Annotated in this window: 16 protein-coding genes; 7 read left to right on the top strand and 9 right to left on the bottom strand. The window is 66.8% G+C overall.

Features of this window, described 5'->3' with window-relative positions; genetic code table 11:
- Nucleotides 1–158: 158 nt before the first annotated feature.
- The 3 genes from JOD48_RS01935 to JOD48_RS01925 all read right to left on the bottom strand — a co-directional run bounded on the left by JOD48_RS01935 (nucleotide 159) and on the right by JOD48_RS01925 (nucleotide 2,970).
- Nucleotides 159–818 (bottom strand): Eco29kI family restriction endonuclease, encoded by a 660-nt coding sequence (locus tag JOD48_RS01935; RefSeq protein WP_204807031.1) that lies wholly within the window; start codon nucleotides 816–818, stop codon nucleotides 159–161.
- A gap of 119 nt (nucleotides 819–937) precedes the next feature.
- Complete coding sequence (locus JOD48_RS01930; protein WP_307824275.1) at nucleotides 938–1,567, bottom strand: very short patch repair endonuclease; 630 nt, start codon at nucleotides 1,565–1,567, stop codon at nucleotides 938–940.
- A gap of 140 nt (nucleotides 1,568–1,707) precedes the next feature.
- Entirely contained in the window at nucleotides 1,708–2,970 is a 1,263-nt protein-coding gene (locus JOD48_RS01925) for a DNA cytosine methyltransferase (RefSeq protein WP_204807029.1), read from the bottom strand.
- 400 nt (nucleotides 2,971–3,370) lie between these two features.
- On the opposite strand from JOD48_RS01925, the gene JOD48_RS01920 reads away from it, so the two are divergent.
- Together JOD48_RS01920 and JOD48_RS01915 are read left to right on the top strand one after the other, a co-directional pair.
- On the top strand, nucleotides 3,371–3,712 hold the full coding sequence (locus JOD48_RS01920) for a hypothetical protein (protein ID WP_204807027.1): 342 nt from the start codon (nucleotides 3,371–3,373) through the stop codon (nucleotides 3,710–3,712).
- A gap of 195 nt (nucleotides 3,713–3,907) precedes the next feature.
- A complete protein-coding gene (locus tag JOD48_RS01915; RefSeq protein WP_204807025.1) occupies nucleotides 3,908–5,209 on the top strand; it encodes a DNA sulfur modification protein DndB in 1,302 nt (433 codons plus the stop codon).
- 87 nt (nucleotides 5,210–5,296) lie between these two features.
- On the opposite strand, the gene JOD48_RS20290 is transcribed toward JOD48_RS01915, so the two are convergent.
- From JOD48_RS20290 to JOD48_RS01895, 4 genes are all read right to left on the bottom strand, one after another.
- Entirely contained in the window at nucleotides 5,297–5,965 is a 669-nt protein-coding gene (locus tag JOD48_RS20290) for a helix-turn-helix domain-containing protein (RefSeq protein ID WP_204810251.1), read from the bottom strand.
- A gap of 205 nt (nucleotides 5,966–6,170) precedes the next feature.
- On the bottom strand, nucleotides 6,171–6,794 hold the full coding sequence (locus tag JOD48_RS01905; protein ID WP_204807022.1) for a hypothetical protein: 624 nt from the start codon (nucleotides 6,792–6,794) through the stop codon (nucleotides 6,171–6,173).
- 3 nt (nucleotides 6,795–6,797) lie between these two features.
- Entirely contained in the window at nucleotides 6,798–8,456 is a 1,659-nt protein-coding gene (locus tag JOD48_RS01900) for a DEAD/DEAH box helicase family protein (RefSeq protein ID WP_204807020.1), read from the bottom strand.
- Nucleotides 8,456–10,813, bottom strand: coding sequence for an ATP-binding protein (locus JOD48_RS01895; protein ID WP_204807017.1), 2,358 nt, complete (start codon nucleotides 10,811–10,813; stop codon nucleotides 8,456–8,458). The genes JOD48_RS01900 and JOD48_RS01895 overlap by 1 nt, the downstream gene beginning before the upstream one ends.
- A gap of 201 nt (nucleotides 10,814–11,014) precedes the next feature.
- On the opposite strand from JOD48_RS01895, the gene JOD48_RS20285 reads away from it, so the two are divergent.
- Genes JOD48_RS20285 through JOD48_RS01880 form a run of 3 tightly spaced genes read left to right on the top strand, consistent with a single transcriptional unit; the run spans nucleotide 11,015 to nucleotide 13,924 of the window.
- Entirely contained in the window at nucleotides 11,015–11,320 is a 306-nt protein-coding gene (locus JOD48_RS20285) for an HNH endonuclease (RefSeq protein ID WP_372440676.1), read from the top strand.
- Nucleotides 11,317–11,898 carry a hypothetical protein gene (locus tag JOD48_RS01885; protein ID WP_204807014.1) on the top strand — a complete coding sequence of 194 codons (582 nt, stop codon included), beginning with the start codon at nucleotides 11,317–11,319 and terminating at the stop codon, nucleotides 11,896–11,898. Before JOD48_RS20285 ends, JOD48_RS01885 begins: the two co-directional genes overlap by 4 nt.
- Before the next feature lie 43 nt (nucleotides 11,899–11,941).
- Nucleotides 11,942–13,924: an SIR2 family NAD-dependent protein deacylase gene (locus JOD48_RS01880; RefSeq protein WP_204807012.1), complete on the top strand. Its 1,983-nt coding sequence runs from the start codon at nucleotides 11,942–11,944 to the stop codon at nucleotides 13,922–13,924.
- Nucleotides 13,925–13,951: 27 nt separating this feature from the next.
- Here the strand turns inward: JOD48_RS01880 and JOD48_RS01875 are convergent, their stop codons facing one another.
- A complete protein-coding gene (locus tag JOD48_RS01875; protein ID WP_204807010.1) occupies nucleotides 13,952–14,791 on the bottom strand; it encodes a VOC family protein in 840 nt (279 codons plus the stop codon).
- A 158-nt stretch (nucleotides 14,792–14,949) separates the two neighbouring features.
- Between JOD48_RS01875 and JOD48_RS01870 the strand changes: the two genes are divergently transcribed.
- Complete coding sequence (locus tag JOD48_RS01870) at nucleotides 14,950–15,990, top strand: ADP-ribosylglycohydrolase family protein (RefSeq protein WP_307823919.1); 1,041 nt, start codon at nucleotides 14,950–14,952, stop codon at nucleotides 15,988–15,990.
- Between the two features lie 54 nt (nucleotides 15,991–16,044).
- Here the strand turns inward: JOD48_RS01870 and JOD48_RS01865 are convergent, their stop codons facing one another.
- Complete coding sequence (locus tag JOD48_RS01865) at nucleotides 16,045–16,539, bottom strand: hypothetical protein (RefSeq protein ID WP_204807008.1); 495 nt, start codon at nucleotides 16,537–16,539, stop codon at nucleotides 16,045–16,047.
- 126 nt (nucleotides 16,540–16,665) lie between these two features.
- On the opposite strand from JOD48_RS01865, the gene JOD48_RS01860 reads away from it, so the two are divergent.
- Nucleotides 16,666–17,640, top strand: coding sequence for a glycoside hydrolase family 19 protein (locus JOD48_RS01860; RefSeq protein ID WP_204807006.1), 975 nt, complete (start codon nucleotides 16,666–16,668; stop codon nucleotides 17,638–17,640).
- Nucleotides 17,641–17,743 lie beyond the last annotated feature (103 nt).

The following is a 17,743-nucleotide window of genomic DNA, read 5'->3' as shown; positions in this document are numbered from 1 at the left end:
GAGGAAGCCCCGCCCCGCGCGACGGAGTGTCCCAGGGTGGGGAACATCGACGAGCAGCAAGGCGCTGCTTCAGTGAGCGGCGGTCACTGCGGCCCCCTCAACCGCGAGAGGCAGCGCCAGCAGCGCGACGGGATGCGGACTTGTCGCGCGTCGTGTGTCTAGCTCTTTGGAACCTCGATCGCGTCAGGGTCGTAGAACGCCCAGTCGATCGCGCCCCGCGCGCCGCACAGTGCCACTTGCATGTCGATCAGCTTGCTCGCGATCGACTGCTCCTTGGCGACACTCGCCGCGATCCTGGCCGAGCCGTAGGTCCGCGCACGCCCGGGGTGGGCCGCATCCCAAGCCGATTGAGCGCCGGTCCGCGTAGTCGCCCCTTGCTCGTTACTGCCGAAGCCCGTGAAGACAGCGTTCCAGACAGGCTTATATCCCACGCGGAGTCCGTTCTCGCCGAGGTCGATATGGACGTCCGGCATGAGGAGCATGCGGATGACGAACTCGTCAAGATCGAGACCGCTCTGGCCGATCGACTTCTTGTGCTTCTGGACTCGCTTGTAGAGAGGGTTTGCTGTGGGCGCTGAGCGTCCCGTGGCGCTTGCGTTCTGCTGCGCCGACCCGACGTAGACCGGGACAAGAAGTGGGCTCAGCTTGCGGTAGAGGCCGTGCGTGACCCCTTCGTAGTAGATGGCGTACAGTCCCGCGCCGCTGAAGTCTTGGATGTTCGCCAGCGCCGTCGCGGGTTGCTCCTCAAACTTCTGGCAAACGACAGCCGTCAGCCCCTTGGTCGAAAGTGGGTCATAGTACGCGGGTACGAAACTCATGTGCCGATCGTGGCATATCTATCTCTGTCAGGAGGGGCCTCATGCGCTGTTTCACCCGCCAGCTGATGCACCTCACGGCGGTGCGAGGAGCCCAATCTAGCCTCGCAGACGATTTGTACCTACCGACCACGACGATGAAGTACGGCCTCACGGACGCGCGCCGCCACCACCTGCGCGGACTCGTGCTCCCAACCCCGTACCACTTCCCACCCGCCATCGGTCAACTGGCGGTAGGTGTCAGCATCACGGGCGCGGTCTGCAGAGATTTTGTCCGACCATGACTCCGAAGTCTCTCCCGCTGCGGGCCGATAGTGATCTGGGCAGCCGTGCCAGAAGCACCCGTCCACGAACACCGCGACCCGCTCGCTTGGGAACACAATGTCGGCAGTTCGCGGCAGGTTGGGGAGTGGCCGGATCCCGATGCGATATCGCATGCCCATCCTGAAGAGAGCCGAACGAACCGCCAACTCGGGCGACGTGTCCCGTGGCCTGTTCGCCTTCATGACGGCTCTAGATGCGGGCGACGATGCCCACGAGTCATCCGGTTCGACGAGTAGATCCTTCTCTCGCGCGATGTCCCACGCAGCACGCAAGTTCTGTGCTCGCGTCGGCCGTTCGACCTCACCGAGGTAGCTGACGCGAGTCTTACCCCCCTGGCTCCACCGGAGGTATGCCCTAATGCGACGCTGCTTCGGCAAGAGCTTGAGTTCGACCGAGGCGCGCGCGGCGCGCCCATCACCGGTGTCCACGAGCCGCCACTCGGGGCCACCCGCCGCGCGATCCTGTTCGAATCTCCCGGCTCGGGCCGACCGACCCTCGGCCCCTTTCCACGCCTCGTCGGCCGGTCGGGCCTCTCGCCACGGCGAGACAAGCCGCGGCACCTCGGACGTCACGCTCCCGCCTGGTCCAGTACCTCACGAACCGCACGGGCGACGGCCTCACCTAGCTTGACCGGCACGGCGTTTCCGAGCTGGCGCATCTGCTCCCCGCGTGGGCCTTCGAGGATCCAATCGTCGGGGAAAGTCATGACACGCGCTGTCTCGCGAACGCTCATGTAGCGATGGGTGCCATCGTCGAGCAGCATCACCGATTCGCCGCCAGGCACGCCGTGAACTCCCGCCTTGACGGTCTTCGCCGGTCGGTCAAGGAGGTTCGGGGTATGGCCCTTGTAGATCCGCGCGCCCGGCCAGCCGATGTGTTCCCGAACACCACCCAGCATGCGTTCCTTGCGGTCGAGGAACTGTGTCGGGATGGGCGGGAGCGTCGGCTGCCCATCGATCCCTTCGATCGCGTCCCGAAGCGTGGCCCACGGCAGAAGCCCGTCGTCCACCTCAGCCTCCGGGAGGCTTGCGACGACACGCTCGCGAACAAATGCGGGCACGTTGGGGTGTCGCTCCCAGTAGGAGCCGTCACGAATCGACTGGTTCAATGCGGTCTCCGAGTGTGTCGGGCGTACCGCCTTGCGGAATGCCGCAAGGTCGACGCCGAGGTCCGACCGAAAGGCGACCATGATGACGCGGCTGCGAACCTGTGGGACGCCATAGTCGGCGGCGTTCACTGGTGTGACAACAACGTCATACCGTTCGGAGGAGGGTCCGCCTCCCGCTGCGATTAGATCGCGGAGCGTAGCGTCATGCTGCTCCCACGTCGAGTCGTTAGCCCGTACCGCGAACGGATGGGCAAGCTCGCGCTGGATGTACTCGAAGTATGGGCGGAACGATGCGCGCAAGAGTCCACGCACGTTCTCCACCATCATCACCTTCGGCCGCACCTCGCGCGCAGCGCGGAACATGTGGGGGAAGCCGTTCCGCTCATCCTCGACGCCCTTGTGGATGCCACCGAGACTGAACGGCTGACACGGGCACCCGCCGGCGAGAACATCGACGTCGGCGGCGCGCAGGTACCGCATGTCCAGCTCACGAACATCACCCACGACGAGCGGTGTCGGCTCGCCAGGCGAGGGGACTCGGTCGAGCTCCACCCGCGGTTTCGCGCCGTTCGCCTCGAGCGTCTCCCCCGCCCGCCGATCCCACTCGTTGAAGAGCAACGCCCGAAACCCCGCGCGTTGGACGGCTTGAGCGAGCCCTCCGGCCCCTGCGAAGAGTTCGACGGACGTCCGTTCAGTGGCGACGGTGTTGGGCTCTGCGGTCATTGGAGAACCATACCGCGGAGCGCGGCTCGCACAAACGTTCGAGACTCCGCCGTTGTCACCGCGTCGCAGAACGGTGCCGTAGACCATGTCAGTCTTCGAACACGGCGCCGGCCAGACCTGTTCACGCCGGGCCGCGCTAGTTGTACCCGGCCAGGAGGTTGGCTACAGCCTGCCGATCGGGGGTAGTCCGCCGAGGACTTGGTGGCGGCGGTGGGTGCTGTAGTGCTCGATCCAGGGTGCCAGGGCGGCGGGTCGCGAGCGGAGCGCGGCGCCGTTGCCACGCAGTCGGTGTTGTCATGCGTGGAGGATGCTCGCGCTGCGGGCCCGCCCGGGTGCTGGGCGCCCGAGCGGTAGAGTCACGCCGCCACGCGCCCGCGTGCGCACGACACAGAGGACCCTGATGCCGCAGGCCCGCAAGCTGAGCAAGTTCAACCTCGTTATGGGCTCCTGCTTCATGCTGGCCCTGATCGGATCGGTCTGGAGCATTGCCGAGTACTTCCGCTACCGGCAGTCCTCCAACGTCTACATTTCGCAGCTCGAGCAGGAGAACGGCGACCTTCGCGCGAACGTCGGCGCCACCACGAGCGAGCTGGTACAGGTCCGCCAGGACCTGGAGAACGCGGGCGCTGCGCTGGAAGCGGCGAACGCTGAGGTCGTCCGCCTGCAGGGTCAGATCACCGCCGACCCCGAGTGCCTAGCAACAGGCGTGGACTCTCGATGGTGCACGAGGGTCATCCCCTGACCCGATGGCCGACTGGCAGCGGCGCGTGTATCACCCTGTGCAGCGTGAAGGTGCACTCGTCGTTCACACCCGGCGGTCGAACTTGTTCCATGTTTAAGCCGCTTAATCCATTGACAAGCCGGCAAAGCCGGCCCTAAGGTTCTTGTTGTCCGGCCGACACCCTTAACCGTCGATCCACTCAACTAGGAGCCCTAGATGACCACCAACGCCTTCATCCTTCCGACCGGGTACGACCCGTACGAGCGCTTCTTCGCCTCCCGGTACACGCAGGGAGGTCGGACCGTCTACTCCGTGGACTTCTCGGTCCGAGAGCTGGTGACGTTCCTGCCGAAGCCCGATCCGGACAAGCCTCTCGACGTCAACTCGACGCAGCGCAGGATCGTCCTGAAGCACGCGCAGGACTTCGCGGAGTACCTGCTCGACAAGCCGGAGTGGGTGTCGCCCGCTCTGCTCTTGCGCTCCCCGGACATCTTCGAGTTTCAGCCGTACGACGTGATCAACACGGCGACCACGCAGTTCGGCATCCTTGCCGTCCCGAAGGACGCGAAGGGCGAGATTCAGATCGTCGACGGCCAGCACCGAACGCTCGGCTTCCACCTGGCGTGGGAGCGCCTCATTTCCCGCATCGAGAAGGCTCGCGCTTCGGTCGCGGCGGCCAAGCGGCAGGAGGAGCCCGCGCTCATCGAACACCACCAGCAGCTCCTGGACAAGGAAATCGCGGTCCGGGAGCGACTGGCCTCCGAGCGTGTATCCGTACAGATCGTGCTCACCGACGCGATCGAGACCGCCCGGCGCATCTTTGTCGACATCAACGACAACGCGAAGGGCATCACAGGCTCCGTTCGTGACCGCTTCAACGACCGGACGGCGGTAGGCCGGGCGCTCAACATCGTGCTCGAGACGTCGGACCTGCTCGAGGGCAGGGTCGACCTCGAGCAGGACCGCGTCGGCGGCACGTCGCCGTACCTGCTCGGGGCGAAGCACGTCGCCGACATCATCCGGGCGCTGGCTGTCGGCAATGGGCGTGTCGGGCGGGTGGTCGCTCAGTCCCTCAAGGACCAGAACCTCGTGAAGGAATATGAGGCTTTCGAGGAGGCGCTGCTCACTGCGTTCCCGTCACTGAATGAGGTGATCGATGGCGACCTGAGCCCCGCTGAGCTCCGCCAGCAGCACCTCATCGCGTCCAACGTGGTGGTGCGGGCCTTCGCGGCCGCCTGGCACGACCTCTTGAAGGAGGGCAAGAGCTCCGACGAGATCGTGACGGCGTGGAAGGCGTTCGACGAGCAGATGTCGCTGCCGGTGTATGCCGAGCCGACGGACAGCTGGTTCGCACTCGGAGTGATCGAGGCTAGGGCGGGTGGCTCTTACTCCACGCGCTCCCGCGCGCAGGACTTCAAGGTCCTCACCAAGTTCATCGTGGACCAGACTCTCGCGGGCGACTCAGCAGTCTGGAACCGGGCCGACGCCGAGCAGGCCAACCTCATCCCGTCGCGCTAGACCAGCTGAGCAGGCGCGGTGTGGAGCGGGCTAGCTCCACACCGCGCCCGCACTCCCCCTGCGTCGATCTCCACACTGCGGCGCGTCTCAAAACAACGGCGATCTCACCAGTCCAGAACGCGGCGAGGACGATCGTGGAGAAGCAACCGGATCCGCTCCAGCTTGTCGTCTGTCGTAGCTGCGAGGTTGGCGCGTCTTCGGAGGTAATGGCACAGGAGGCGGTCGGTGCTCTCGTTCGTGCCGCGCTGCCGAGGCCTGCGAGGGTCGAAGAAGAAGGCAAGTGCGTCGATGAGTGCGCTGAGGAAGGCGTGGTCGGCCATCTCGCGACTGCGGTCCCAGGTCAGGGACTTGCACCTGCCCGGTGGCACGCTGAATACAGCGCGGGCGACGGCGGTGTTGACGTCCTTGGCCTTGATCCCGTCGCAGATTCCGTGACCTCGGCAAGTACACCGCGCGGTAGATCGTCTCGTGCGAGACCCACATGCTCGGCTCGCCGGGATGCTCTCGCCGCAGCCACGCCGCGATCTGCTGTGGCGACCAATCCAGCTCGAGCCGAGCGGGCACCGTAACCCGAATACTCTGGTCGCGGGCGAGGCGCGGAGTCGCCGATCGCTTGACCTGCGCCTGAGCGCACTCTTCCGCGACCGTCGCGCGGTTGGCGGAGAGGCCGCCGTTGCGGGCGAACTCGCGCGAGATCGTCGACGCCGGCCGACCCAAGGCCTCTGCGATCGCCCGAGCGGACGAGCCGGCCGCGATCCCGCGAGAATCTCCTCTCGCTCGGAAGGGTTCAGATGCCGCAGCGAGGGCCGTACCCCGCCGTGGCGCAGCAGGTACCGGCGCACCTGTTGTTCTTGAATTCCCACCCTGTCAGCGACCCGCCGCAGCGATCGCCTTCGCGCCGCGGGTTGAGACCGCCTGCGATACGCAGCCATTCTCACCGTCACAGCAGGGTGTGGACCTGTCAGTCCTTGAACACGGGCGCCGACCAGACCTGTTTACGCCGGGCCGCGTTCGTAACCTGATGCGGCACCGCGCCGATGACTCCGCAGAGATCGCGCACAAACCTCCAGTCATCGGGCGGCAACGGGGCAATACTCGGCTTGGTCACGACGACATCGAAACCGATCGCTGAGCCCGAGGCGATGTGAACAGCGCCGGTCCAGATCAGTTCCTTAAGGTTTGCGAAGGCACCCCATGTCACGAAGCGCACCTCATCGCCCTTGGCCGCCTGACATCGCATCGGCTTGTGGTCGAGAGACTCTAGTCGCACGAGCCACCCGCTTCCGATCGAGCCGTCGATGATCGACTGCGGACCCGGGTACTGCCGTGATGTAAAGGGCGCATACCGTCCAACCCCCTCAAGGGCGCGCCGGTACTCCTTCGCAGGACCGTCCTTTATCCACACCCTGATTTGACCACGTGGCATGTATGTCCCAAGCCTCCCCCCGACTGCGGGGTCGCTCACAAAACGCTGGTACGCCGCCGTGCTCTCGCTCGAGCTGAACTGCTCCCACTGCATCTCATCAAGGCGCTTATAAAGCTCAACGACGATCTCATGCCGTACGGCATCCGGGATGTCGGCCACCAATCACGCTCCTACTTCCGGGGGAAACTCGAGACGGACGCTGTCGTCGGCACCTGCGAGGTCACCGACATCCGCGATCCAGCGCTCTAGGAGGCCCTCGACCCTGGCGTCGGTGAACTCGAACTCGTTCCGCGGGACGGATACGCTCTCGGCTTCCGACTCACTGACCTGCTCCCGTAAGTCGTGGATCTCGGCGAGGCGTCGGATGTCAGACACGAAATCCAACACTTCCACGCTCTCTTTGCCAGCGCGGATCCGGAGCCCGCGGCCGAGCTGCTGCACAAAGATCCGCCGCGAGTGCGTGACCCTGGCGAATGCGAGGATGTTCACGTCGGGCACATCCACGCCCTCATTTAGCAAATCGACGCTGGTAAGGATTGGGATCTCTCCATTGCGGAAACGGACAAGTCGATCACGACGTTCACTCTTCGTCAGCTGCCCGTGGATCGAGGTCGTTGCTGTCCATCCCGGAACTCGAGCAAGGAGCCCTGCCATCTCCTCCGCGTGCAGGATGGTCTGGCAGAAGACGATCGCACGAGGGCTCCTCGTCCGACCCCAAACCTCGATCAGGTGATCGCGGATCGCCTCGTCGCGTTCCGGTACGAAGAGACGCTTGTTGAGGTCCCTGATCGAGTACCCCTTCTCGCTTTGGTCGCGAACGAAGTCCCAGTCGATGTTGTCGGAGTAGAGCTTATACCTGACGCTCGCGAGGTAGCCTAGACACATGCCGTCCGAAATGCTCACGCGTACGACGGGCCGACCGAAGACCTTTTCGATGTCGAACCGATCGCCGCGCCACGGCGTGGCAGTGACGCCGAGCCTCGGGACATCCGGCAGCGCGGCAAAGACGTCGGCGTAGTCGCCATCCTCCCCGACGTGGTGCGCCTCATCTACGATGATCGCGTCTGGTTTAAAGCCAGACCGGACGTAGTTCGCGGCCGTCGGCAGAACCGCGAAGGTGACCCCCCGAAGGTCATCCGGTTTGAATGTCCCGTTCACAACCCGGGTCGCGACACTCTTCGGAATGTCACGCCACATGGACCGCTCCAGTTGCTCGACGAGATCCGTCGTGTGCGCCACCACCAGGACTCTCGCACCGGGGCAGGCAGTCAAGATCTTGGTTACGACCCGTCCTGCGACGACCGTCTTGCCGAGCCCTGTCGCGAGGAAGGTCAGCGCCCGCCCTGTGTCGGTCAGGGCCTTCCAGGCACCTTCGACCGCGCGCTCCTGGTACTCGTGGAGTTTGAAGGGTTTGGTCCGCTCGCTGGCACGATCATGCAGCTTCTCGAGCGCAACTCCGTCCCAGAGCGAAATGTTGAGGTTGACCTTGCGAAGCGCCTCAACGCGGGCGCGTGCCTTCTTAGTGAAGGTGCCGTTTGTGACGACAACACCACGATCGATTCGGTACGCGGACATCGCGTTCTGCACTTCGTCCACCGCATCCGCGTCGACCGTCGCTCCTCCTCTGAGGCGCCACTTCGCCTGGAAAACCCAGTCGTCACCTTTGAGTCTGCCTATCAGATCGCCGCCCTGATCTCCGGAGGCGTCAATGTTGATGACATCAACGAACCCGATCAGTGCAAGCAGGCGCTCTACCTGCCGGGTGAAACCCAACGGTCCGCCAGCCCGCAGAAACCCAGGGTCTACGAAGCGCAGCCCCATCAGTCCGCCACCTCTGCGGCGATCAGCTCTGCCGAGAGGAGGTGCTTGCTGAGCTCGCGAGCGCTCGTCCCCCGCGTCACCCCGAGCATCCTGCCGAGATCACTCAGAAGGCCATCGAGCCGGTCGAGCGTGTCGGCGCGCGTTCCCTCGTCGTCGAACGCCGAGTAGGTCGTCCTGAACACCCGTCCGTCCAGGTATCGCTCCGGGTCCTCCGCGACCAAGTCCTTGATTCCAGCGACAGTGAGGTAGTCAGCAAACCTTCCAGTCTCGATCGCGTTCATCCAGTCAATGGACGGCGACGATTTGTAGGCGGCGAATTCCGCCTCACGTCGCGACGACGGGCGAAGCCTCTCCCAACTCACCAAGGGAGTCTCGCCAACGACCGGGCCGAACAGATCGCGCAGATGCTCGACGAGTCCCTCCGCCCGGGACCGCACGGCCGCGTGATCGAGTTTCATGTCGGCATGCGCCGAGAGGACGTCCAAGATGAACGCGTCTACCGTGCCGCTGTACTGGAGAACCGTAGAGAGAACAGGGGCCGCGCAGACGAGCGCCACCGACGTCGCATCCCAGCCGTATTCGGCGATCAACGGATGCTCACCGGCTACGTACATCTCCACCTCGCCACCTGTCACCCTAATCGCGAAGTAGGGTCCGTTGTTCTCCGCCGACAGGTCGACGCCGCACGTCAGGTAGCACCGGATAAACGGGGCCGCACCCCCGATCGAGGCCTTTCCATCGATGCCGGCTACGCTCACCGAATTCTCGCGGTAGCGCGCAAACCGCTCATCGAGCGTCACCGGCCGTGACGGAGCGTCCGGTTCAGCAACCAGACCGGAACCTTCGTCCTGCTCGTCAGACTCGTCGCCACCGCCAGTCAGGTGGCCGAGCCCCTCTCTCGCGAGCCAGTCGTCATCCGCGCGCGGCTCCGACATGTCGGAACCACGCCCGTGGACCATCGCCTCGTGCTCTTCGATCGCGGCGTACCACACCGAGTCGGTCTGATACTCGGGGTCACCTGCGACGAAGAGGCGAGCCCACTCACGAGCCCGGTCATGAATCGCCGACCTTCCGTTTCCCGGAACCAAGTAACGGAGGCCCGGGTCATTTCGGCGGTAGGCATTGAACAGGATCCCGAGTGGACTATCGTTCTCAGCGAGGTTTAGCTCTCGCGCCTTTCCGGGCCGCAAGGGAGCCACGCCCCGTACCTTTTGGACCATCGTCGACCAGGCGGCATTCTCGCGATCGAAGTTTGTCTTGCGGAAGGTGACAGGTGCGTGATCGAGGTGGACTTCTCCGACGATCCGCCCGCCTCCAACCTCGATCGGGTACTCGACCTGCCGAGTGTCGTCGTCGTCGATCCACTCGAAGAGGGACTTGTCGCGGTGCACGATCACTCGACCCTGCCGAATGAGGCTGATTCCGAAGTCGCTGTTGTGGTTGTAGCGCTGAATGCCGAGCCAGCCGGTGATGCGCCGTTCGCGCTCATGCACGTTGCAGGATGAGCACTCAGTGCACTCGTCCGCGCTCAGACTCATCCAGTGCCCGCAGTCCATGCACGCGAAGGCGCTGGTCAAGGGGAATTCGAGGGAACGGACCGACTTGATGTCCTGCCCCTTGTAGGGGACCGCTCGAGATGGGTCCCAGACGCACGGCACGGTCGGCTTGATTGCGTTCCCGTTGAGATAGAGCGACAGCGCGAGACCGCCGATGACGTCTGAGCCAGAGTAGGAGGAGCGCTGGGGATCGCGGAGCATGAAGGTATAGATGTTGCCCAGTTGGGTCCTCACGCGCCCCAACTCGGCCTGCTTCTGGAGCTTGGCCACCGTGTCCTGCCGCAACCCCTTGACGATGATCATCGTGCCGTGCTCACCAGATGCCTTTGGCTCCTTGGTCAGCGGCACATGAAAGGTCCCCGCACGGCGCATCTCGGTGAGGTCGATAGTCACGACGTTCCAGAAGCCGTCACCCTCACGACCGGACCTCACAACCGTGACACCACCGAGCCGGGCCGTCGCGACGTTGAAGCCCATCCCGAAGAGCCCCAACGTGCCGTACTGGCTGTTGCTTGACGAGCCAGCCTTCAGAGCCTGCTCCATCTGCTCGGGAGACATGCCCCTGCCCGAGTCCGCAACTACAACCTCCGAGTGCCGGTTCGCCCTGCTAGCGGTCGGGAGGGTGATGTCGACGCGCCCGTCGAAGCCGGGGATCGCCTCCCGAGCCTTCTGCAACTCGTCGAAGCAATTGTCGATCAGCTCCGCGAGGCACTGATGGATCTGCAGGTCCGTCTCGGCGATCATCTCGAGGATGCGCGGCGACGGCGTAAGATCAAGTGTCTCGACGGGCTGTTCGGGCATCTCTACCTACCTTGGTGAGCTGAGTGGGATCCCAGGGTAGGACAGTCCCGGGCGAGCGTCCGACCATTGGGTCGCCCGAGCACCGGCCCGGCGCTACCTGTCACCATCGGCACCCCAACTACGAAGAGCCTGATTGACCACGCGAGACTTCCTTGGGCTACGCCTCGTCAGCGCCCACTAGACCCATGAGTTGAGGCTTCAATGCGGAGCTGGTCGCAGACTCGTGAAAATGAGCATGGTGGCCTGATGCTCCGGCTAGACGTTCACCGCCTTTTCGACGACGGACTGATCGCAGTGGACCCCTCCCGCCTTCGAATCGACGTCGGGTCCGAGCTCACCCAGTTCCCGCAGTACGCCAGGCTGCACGACGAGCACCTGAACGTGGCGCTAGAGGACGAGCAGGTGGACTGGTTGGGCAAGCACTGGGAGGAACACCGGGCGCCCATGGCTCTGGCACCGATCGAACGTCACCGTTCGCTCACGGCGCCATCGGTTGAGACCCCATGACCCCCGGCCACCTCTTCGTCCTCAACGGCCGCCTCGAGGCTCTCGGCGCGAACGCCGTCGTCATCTCGACGGACTCGCGCTTCAGCGTCCGCGACCACTGGCGCCCGGCCGTGGGCCTGGGCGCCCACGAGGACTGGGCCACCGTCCGTCCGCACGGCTGGCAGCGCGGCTCCGCGCTCCCGGCGAGCCGCCAGCCCCTCAGCGACCGTCAGGTCTGGTTCCTCGATGCGATCGGCGCGACGCCCGACGAGGTCGGGCGCGCTGCGGCGCGTGCCGTCGAGCACATCGCGCGAACGGGCAGCGAGCGCCTTCGTTCCACCGCCCACGCGGCGGGCCGCGACCTTCCACTGGTCGCGCTCCCGGTCCTCGGCACGGCGGGCGGCGGCCACGACGTCGAGCGGGGTCTGGTCATCGACGCCCTCCTCGCCCACCTCACGGCGGCGGCCGACGAGCACGGGGTCGAGGTCGCGCTCGTCGCGTCGAGCCGGTCCGACTACTCGGCGCTCCAGCACCGCCGCCGGGCCGCAGGACGTCGCGCCCTCCCGACCGAGAAGCTCGACGCTCAGGCCCGCAAGTGAGCGAGCCGCCAGGGGCGACCTTGCCCTCTTCTTCGGCGCCGGCGTGAGCATCGCCGCAGGCCTACCCTCCTGGGGCGCGCTGTTGGACAACTTCGTCGAGGCGATGAGCCTCGACATCACACCGAAGGATCTCCAGGGCCTCGGTTCGCTCGAGCAGGCCGAGCTCCTGCAGGTCATCCTGGCCAAGCAGGCGGGCCGGCACGACGAGGCCGCGCGTCGCGACAGCCAGGAGCAGCTGGGTCGCCAGGTCGCGGCGATCCTCGCCAGGGACGGCCGCCGCCCGAGCCTCGCCCACTGCCTGCTCGCGGGCATGCGCATACCCGAGGCGGTGACCACGAACTACGACCACCTCTACGAGGAGGCGGTCGCGGCGTCGTCGGGCCTTCCGGTCGGCCGACGCGACCTCGCGATCTCGACCCTCCCCTGGGACCCCACCAAGGCATCGCGCCCGTGGGTCCTCAAGATGCACGGGGACGTCGACCATCCGGCGACGATCGTGCTCTCCCGCAGCTCGTTCGTCCGGTACGACACCCGCTGGAAGCCCGTCGGCTCACTCGTGCAGTCGCTCATGATGACCAAGCACCTGCTGGTCGTGGGCGCCTCGATGACGGACGACAACCTGCTCCGCTTCGCCTACGAGGTCGCCGGGCTCCGTGAGGAGCTCGTCGCGTCGGGTGCGCCCGGCGGGCTGGGGAGCGAGATCGGGACGGTCGTCCACCTGGCCGACGACGCGGCCTTCAGCCGCCTCTGGGAGGGCCGCTTCGACGTCGCCGTCGCATCCCCTCCCCTGCCCGACGACGGCACTCCCGCCAGAGAGACCACCTCCCGTGGGGAGAAGGAGGCCGAGGCTGCGCGCCGCCGTCGGGCCGCGCGGGGCCTGACGCGCTTCCTCGACACCGTGGCGATGTACGCCGAACGCGACGCCCCGCACCTGCTCGACGACCGATACCTCCCCGTGGGCCCGGACGAGGCTGCGCTCGTGCGACGGCTGCGGGAGGATGCGCACGCTGTACGGCAGCGCGCTGACGCCGGGGCGACCGGAGCGCAGGGTGGCGCGAGCTCGCGGAGGCGCTGGAACGGTTCGGGACCCGTAACTAGTGCGACTTCGAACCATTTGACGTTCGACTTTCGTCGACGCGTGCCGATTTCACCCGCTCGACCCTCCTACCAGGTGCCAAAGAACCGTACATTCAGGCTCGCAGACTCACCCAGCGACCATGGAGGCACCGTGTCGGCGACCGCAACCGAGAACGCCCCGAACGACTCCGACGACACCACCGAGTCCCGGGTCGAGAAGGTCGCAGCGCGCCTGACCGCGCTGGTCGGCTCGGTGGTCGCCGACGGAGTGGGCCCCGTGGCCGGATCCGTCGAGTGGGCGGAGTCGCGTCTGGCACGGGTCCAGAAGGAACGGTACGACCCGAGCAAGAAGAGGCAGAGAAACCCGGACGAGGACACCGAGGAGATCGAACGCGTCATCAAGCGACTCGTCATTGAGTCGACGCAGGCTGCAGGCGCGAACGGCTTCGTCACCGGCCTGGGTGGACTTGTCGCCATGCCGGTCACGATCCCCGCCAACATGGCTGGTGCGCTGATCATCAATGCACGCCTTGCCGGCGCGATCGCCTATCTACGCGGCTACGACCTGCACGATCCGCACATCCTCACGATGGTCACCCTCGTGTCTGCCGGCTCGACCGCACAGCAGGTACTCAGTGCGTTCGGTGCCAAGGTCGGGCAGCAGTTCGCGATGGAGGCCATCAAGGCGATCCCCATGAGCGTTCTCCGGCAGGTCAACAAGAAAGCGGGCTTCTTTCTCGTCGCCAAGTACGGGACGCAACGGGCAGCGATCACGCTCGCCAAGGTGCTGCCCATCGTTGGTGGTGTCGTCGGCGGAGCGGTGGACGCGACGCTCACACAGCTCATCGCGCGCACCGCGAAGTCGTTGTTCCCACGCGACATCGACGACATGCCGGAGCGGAAGCCAAGAAGGCGTCGCCGTGACGAGACGGCTGACGGGGTGGCGTGACCCTTCCTCCTGGACCCGCCTGAGCTTCTACCCCCACTCCTGCGGCGCGAACTGCGACAGCGTCAGCTCCGCTCCCTGCGGGTCGCGCACCACGGCCTCGCGCACCCATTCGTTCTCCGACGTCGACAGCACGACCCCGCCGGCCCGCTCGGCCGCGGCCGCGCTCTCGTCCCGGTCGGCGACGGAGAACGCCACGTCCCAGCGCGCCGGCCCGGACACGCGCGCGACGCCCGCGGCGACGTCGGCAAAACCCGGGGGTGCGAACTCCTGCCGCTCGTGGATGCCAGGGTCCACGGTCCGTGCGAGGTGGTCGCCGTAGCCGGGGACGCGGAACATCCCGGCGCCGAGCTCGGGGTCGAGCTCCCACCCGAGCAGCGGACCGTAGAAGTCGAGGGCGCGGTCGGGGTCCGGGGTGAGGAGGTTGCTGAAGTTCCAGGTCCCCGGCTCGTTGACGCGCTGCGCCCCGAGGCGCGTGCCCGCCTGCCACAGGCGGAACCGTGCGCCCTGCGGGTCCTGGACCGAGGCCATCCGTCCGGGTGGGCCGACGACCTCAGGGCCGGAGAGCAGCACGCCGCCGTCGGCCGCGACAGCCCCGGCTGTCACACCGATGTCGTCGACCGCGACGTAGGTGATCCACTCGGGTGGCGCGTCACCGCCGTCGGGTGGGGAGGCGATCGCCGCGACGTCCTGCCCGTCGAGCGAGGCGACGACGTAGCGCCCCGGTGCGTCGGGCGGCATCTTGTCGGTGAACGTCCACCCGAACAGGGCGCCGTAGAACGCGGTGGCGGCGTCGACGTCGGGCTGCTCGGTGTCGACCCAGCACGGCACCCCGTGCGGGTACGTACGGGACTGCGTCGGTGAGCTCATGGCGACCTTCCCGGTCCCGCCCGGTGCGGGGCCTCCCGAGTCCCACCTTCCCAGCCGCCGCCGACACGGACCTCTGGAGGGTTGCTCGGCGGGCACACCGCGCTCGTCGCTCAGGCCCCGCTGCTCCCCGAGGTCCAGCGTCCCCCTACGCTCTCCCCGTGACCATTCACCTCGCCCCCGACCTTCTCGACCGTGCCGCTGGCGTCCTCGTCGTGCAGGCGTGCGGCGACGCCCTGGGCGTCCCGTACGAGTTCGCGACGCCGCCCCGCGCCGACGAGGCCGCGGTCATGCGCGGCGGTGGGCTCGGCCCCTACGCACCCGGTGAGTGGAGCGACGACACGCAGATGGCGGTGTGCATCGCGCGCGTCGCGGCACAGGGTCGCGGACTGACGAACGAAGGCCCGCTCGACGACGTCGCCGCAGCCTTCGAGGCGTGGCTCACCGGGGGCGCGTCCGACGTCGGCACGCAGACCGCCGCCGTCCTGAGGAACGCGGCGCACCTCCCCGGGCAACCGGCCGCGAGGTTGCGCGCGGCGAGCCAGGCCCTCCACGCCTCCACCGGCCGGACAGCGGGCAACGGTGCGCTCATGCGCACCGGGATCGTCGGGGTGGTCGCCCTGGACGACCGCGACGAGACGGCCCGCTCAGCCCGCGCCGTCGCCGAGCTCACGCACACCGACCCACTCGCGGGCGAGTCCTGCGTGCTGTGGTCGGAGGCGGTACGGGTCGCGGTCGCCAAGGAGAGGCTCGACGTGCGCGCAGGCCTCGACCTCCTGCCTCCGGATCGACGCGCCCTGTGGGAGGCGTGGATCGCGGATGCCGAGCAGGAGCGCCCCACCGCCGATCTCGGGGCGAACGGTTTCACGGTCACGGCGTTGCAGGCCGCGTGGCACGCGATCGCCTCCACCCACGTGCCCGACGGCGGAGCCCACCTGGCGCGCGACGGCTCGGCTGCGTCGTCGGGCACCGTGGCCGAGCATGCGCCGCACACCGTGCGCGCGCTGCAGGCAGCGGTCAGGATCGGGGGCGACACCGACACGGTGGCCGCCATCGCGGGTGCGCTCCTCGGCGCGCGCTACGGGACGACGGGCCTCCCCGCCGAGTGGCTCGACCTGGTCCACGGCTGGCCGGGCCTGGATGTGGCTGGCCTCGGCGACCTCGCCCGCGCGACTGCCCAGCGGGGCAGGCGCACCGCCTGACAGGTAAACGTCCGGACGGTGCAACTCCGGCGATCCTGCCGCTGCCGCCAGACGTCAGCCCACCATCCGGGGCCAGACGTTCGTGTGTTGCTCAAGTGCGATGTCGCGAAACGTGACGCGTGCCGAAACGTTGCCGAGGCCCGCCCTCTCGGCAAAATCGAGCTCCAGCGTCCTCGTCCAGGTACGTTGCCCTCCACCAACGATCACTGGTTGCTGCAACGTGATAGATCGCGAAGGTGGCTCCACCTCGCCGTTAAACCGGACGCGACGTACGTCCAGGGGAAACTCAACGGAACACTCGACGTTGTCGATGGGCATACCGCCTGGGTTGGTGATCACGTACTTGTAGCGCCAACGCGCTCGGCCGCGCGAATCAGGTCCTGTGGGGCTTTCCAGCGTTTCCCACGTCACCGATACGCCAGCGATTTCGCGGCGAGCACGCTCTCTGCCTTCCTTCACCAGTCGGAGGACTTCCCACCCCGCGAAGCACAGTCCGACGACCGTGGCGCCCCCGACAACGACTTGGACCACCTCAAGGAAAGTACTCATGGCCGGTCATGCTCTCACGGAGGAGGGACGCCTCCGCCTACGTAGTACCCCCTACGTGCGTTGACCATTCCGCGGACCGCCCGCCAGGCTCGCAGACGTCCCCTGTAATCGACGAGAGGCACGTGCATGCTCACGGCACGAACGATCCGACGACCAGCGACGGTGCTGGCCCTCCTTGCTCTTCTCCTGACGACGGCCCTCGCGTGGTCGATCGCCGGACCCGCGCCCCGCGCGGCCGCTGCCGAGGTGTGCGCTCCGGCGTGGTCCTCGTCCGCGGTCTACACGGGCGGCGCGGTCGTCTCGAAGGACAACCAGAACTGGAAGGCCGGGTGGTGGACCCAGGGCGAGGCCCCGGGCACCACGGGCCAGTGGGGCGTCTGGCGTTCCCAGGGCGCCTGCGGCTCGACCGGCGGCACCACGGGTGGCACCACCGGTGGCACCACGGGCGGGACGACCGGCGGCAGCACCGGCGGCAGCACGGGCAGCTTCGTGGTGAGCGAGGCCCAGTTCAACCAGATGTTCCCCAACCGGAACCCGTTCTACACCTATCAGGGCCTCGTCGCAGCGCTCAGCGCGTACCCGCAGTTCGCCACGTCGGGCGGCACCGAGGTCGCCAAGCGTGAGGCCGCGGCGTTCCTCGCGAACATCAACCACGAGACGGGTGGCCTGGTCTACATCAAGGAGAGCAACACCGCGAACTACTCGCACTACTGCGACACGAGCAAGTCCTACGGCTGCCCCGCGGGTCAGTCGGCGTACTACGGCAAGGGGCCGATCCAGCTCTCGTGGAACTACAACTACAAGGCTGCGGGTGACGCCCTGGGCATCGACCTGCTGAACAACCCGTACCTGGTCGAGACCGACCCGGCCGTGGCCTGGAAGACGGGCCTCTGGTACTGGAACACGCAGTCGGGCCCGGGCACCATGTCGGGCCACCAGGCCATCGTCAGCGGCGCGGGCTTCGGTGAGACGATCCGCTCGATCAACGGCACGCTCGAGTGCAACGGCGGCAACCCTGCGCAGGTGCAGAGCCGCATCGCGGCGTTCCAGCGCTTCGCGCAGATCCTGGGCACGACGACGGGCTCGAACCTCACCTGCTGAGCCGTTCGTTCCCGGCCCGACGGCGGGGCGCACCTTCTCCTGGGAGGTGCGCTCCGCCGTCGGGCGTCCTGGGTAGGTCGGGCGTCCTGAGGCACCGGGCGGG

The organism is Oerskovia paurometabola, assembly GCF_016907365.1.
Taxonomy (GTDB): domain Bacteria; phylum Actinomycetota; class Actinomycetes; order Actinomycetales; family Cellulomonadaceae; genus Oerskovia; species Oerskovia paurometabola.
The sequence above is the reverse complement of the archived record's forward strand: the minus strand, read 5'-3'. Positions and strand labels throughout refer to the sequence as shown.

Bases quoted from the DNA above. Each gene is read 5' to 3' on its own strand.
- JOD48_RS01935 (WP_204807031.1), bottom strand. From the start codon at position 818: ATGAGTTTCGTACCCGCGTACTATGACCCACTTTCGACCAAGGGGCTG.
- JOD48_RS01925 (WP_204807029.1), bottom strand. From the start codon at position 2,970: ATGACCGCAGAGCCCAACACCGTCGCCACTGAACGGACGTCCGTCGAA.
- JOD48_RS01920 (WP_204807027.1), top strand. From the start codon at position 3,371: ATGCCGCAGGCCCGCAAGCTGAGCAAGTTCAACCTCGTTATGGGCTCC.
- JOD48_RS01915 (WP_204807025.1), top strand. From the start codon at position 3,908: ATGACCACCAACGCCTTCATCCTTCCGACCGGGTACGACCCGTACGAG.
- JOD48_RS01900 (WP_204807020.1), bottom strand. From the start codon at position 8,456: ATGGGGCTGCGCTTCGTAGACCCTGGGTTTCTGCGGGCTGGCGGACCG.
- JOD48_RS01895 (WP_204807017.1), bottom strand. From the start codon at position 10,813: ATGCCCGAACAGCCCGTCGAGACACTTGATCTTACGCCGTCGCCGCGC.
- JOD48_RS20285 (WP_372440676.1), top strand. From the start codon at position 11,015: ATGCGGAGCTGGTCGCAGACTCGTGAAAATGAGCATGGTGGCCTGATG.
- JOD48_RS01885 (WP_204807014.1), top strand. From the start codon at position 11,317: ATGACCCCCGGCCACCTCTTCGTCCTCAACGGCCGCCTCGAGGCTCTC.
- JOD48_RS01875 (WP_204807010.1), bottom strand. From the start codon at position 14,791: ATGAGCTCACCGACGCAGTCCCGTACGTACCCGCACGGGGTGCCGTGC.
- JOD48_RS01865 (WP_204807008.1), bottom strand. From the start codon at position 16,539: ATGAGTACTTTCCTTGAGGTGGTCCAAGTCGTTGTCGGGGGCGCCACG.
- JOD48_RS01860 (WP_204807006.1), top strand. From the start codon at position 16,666: ATGCTCACGGCACGAACGATCCGACGACCAGCGACGGTGCTGGCCCTC.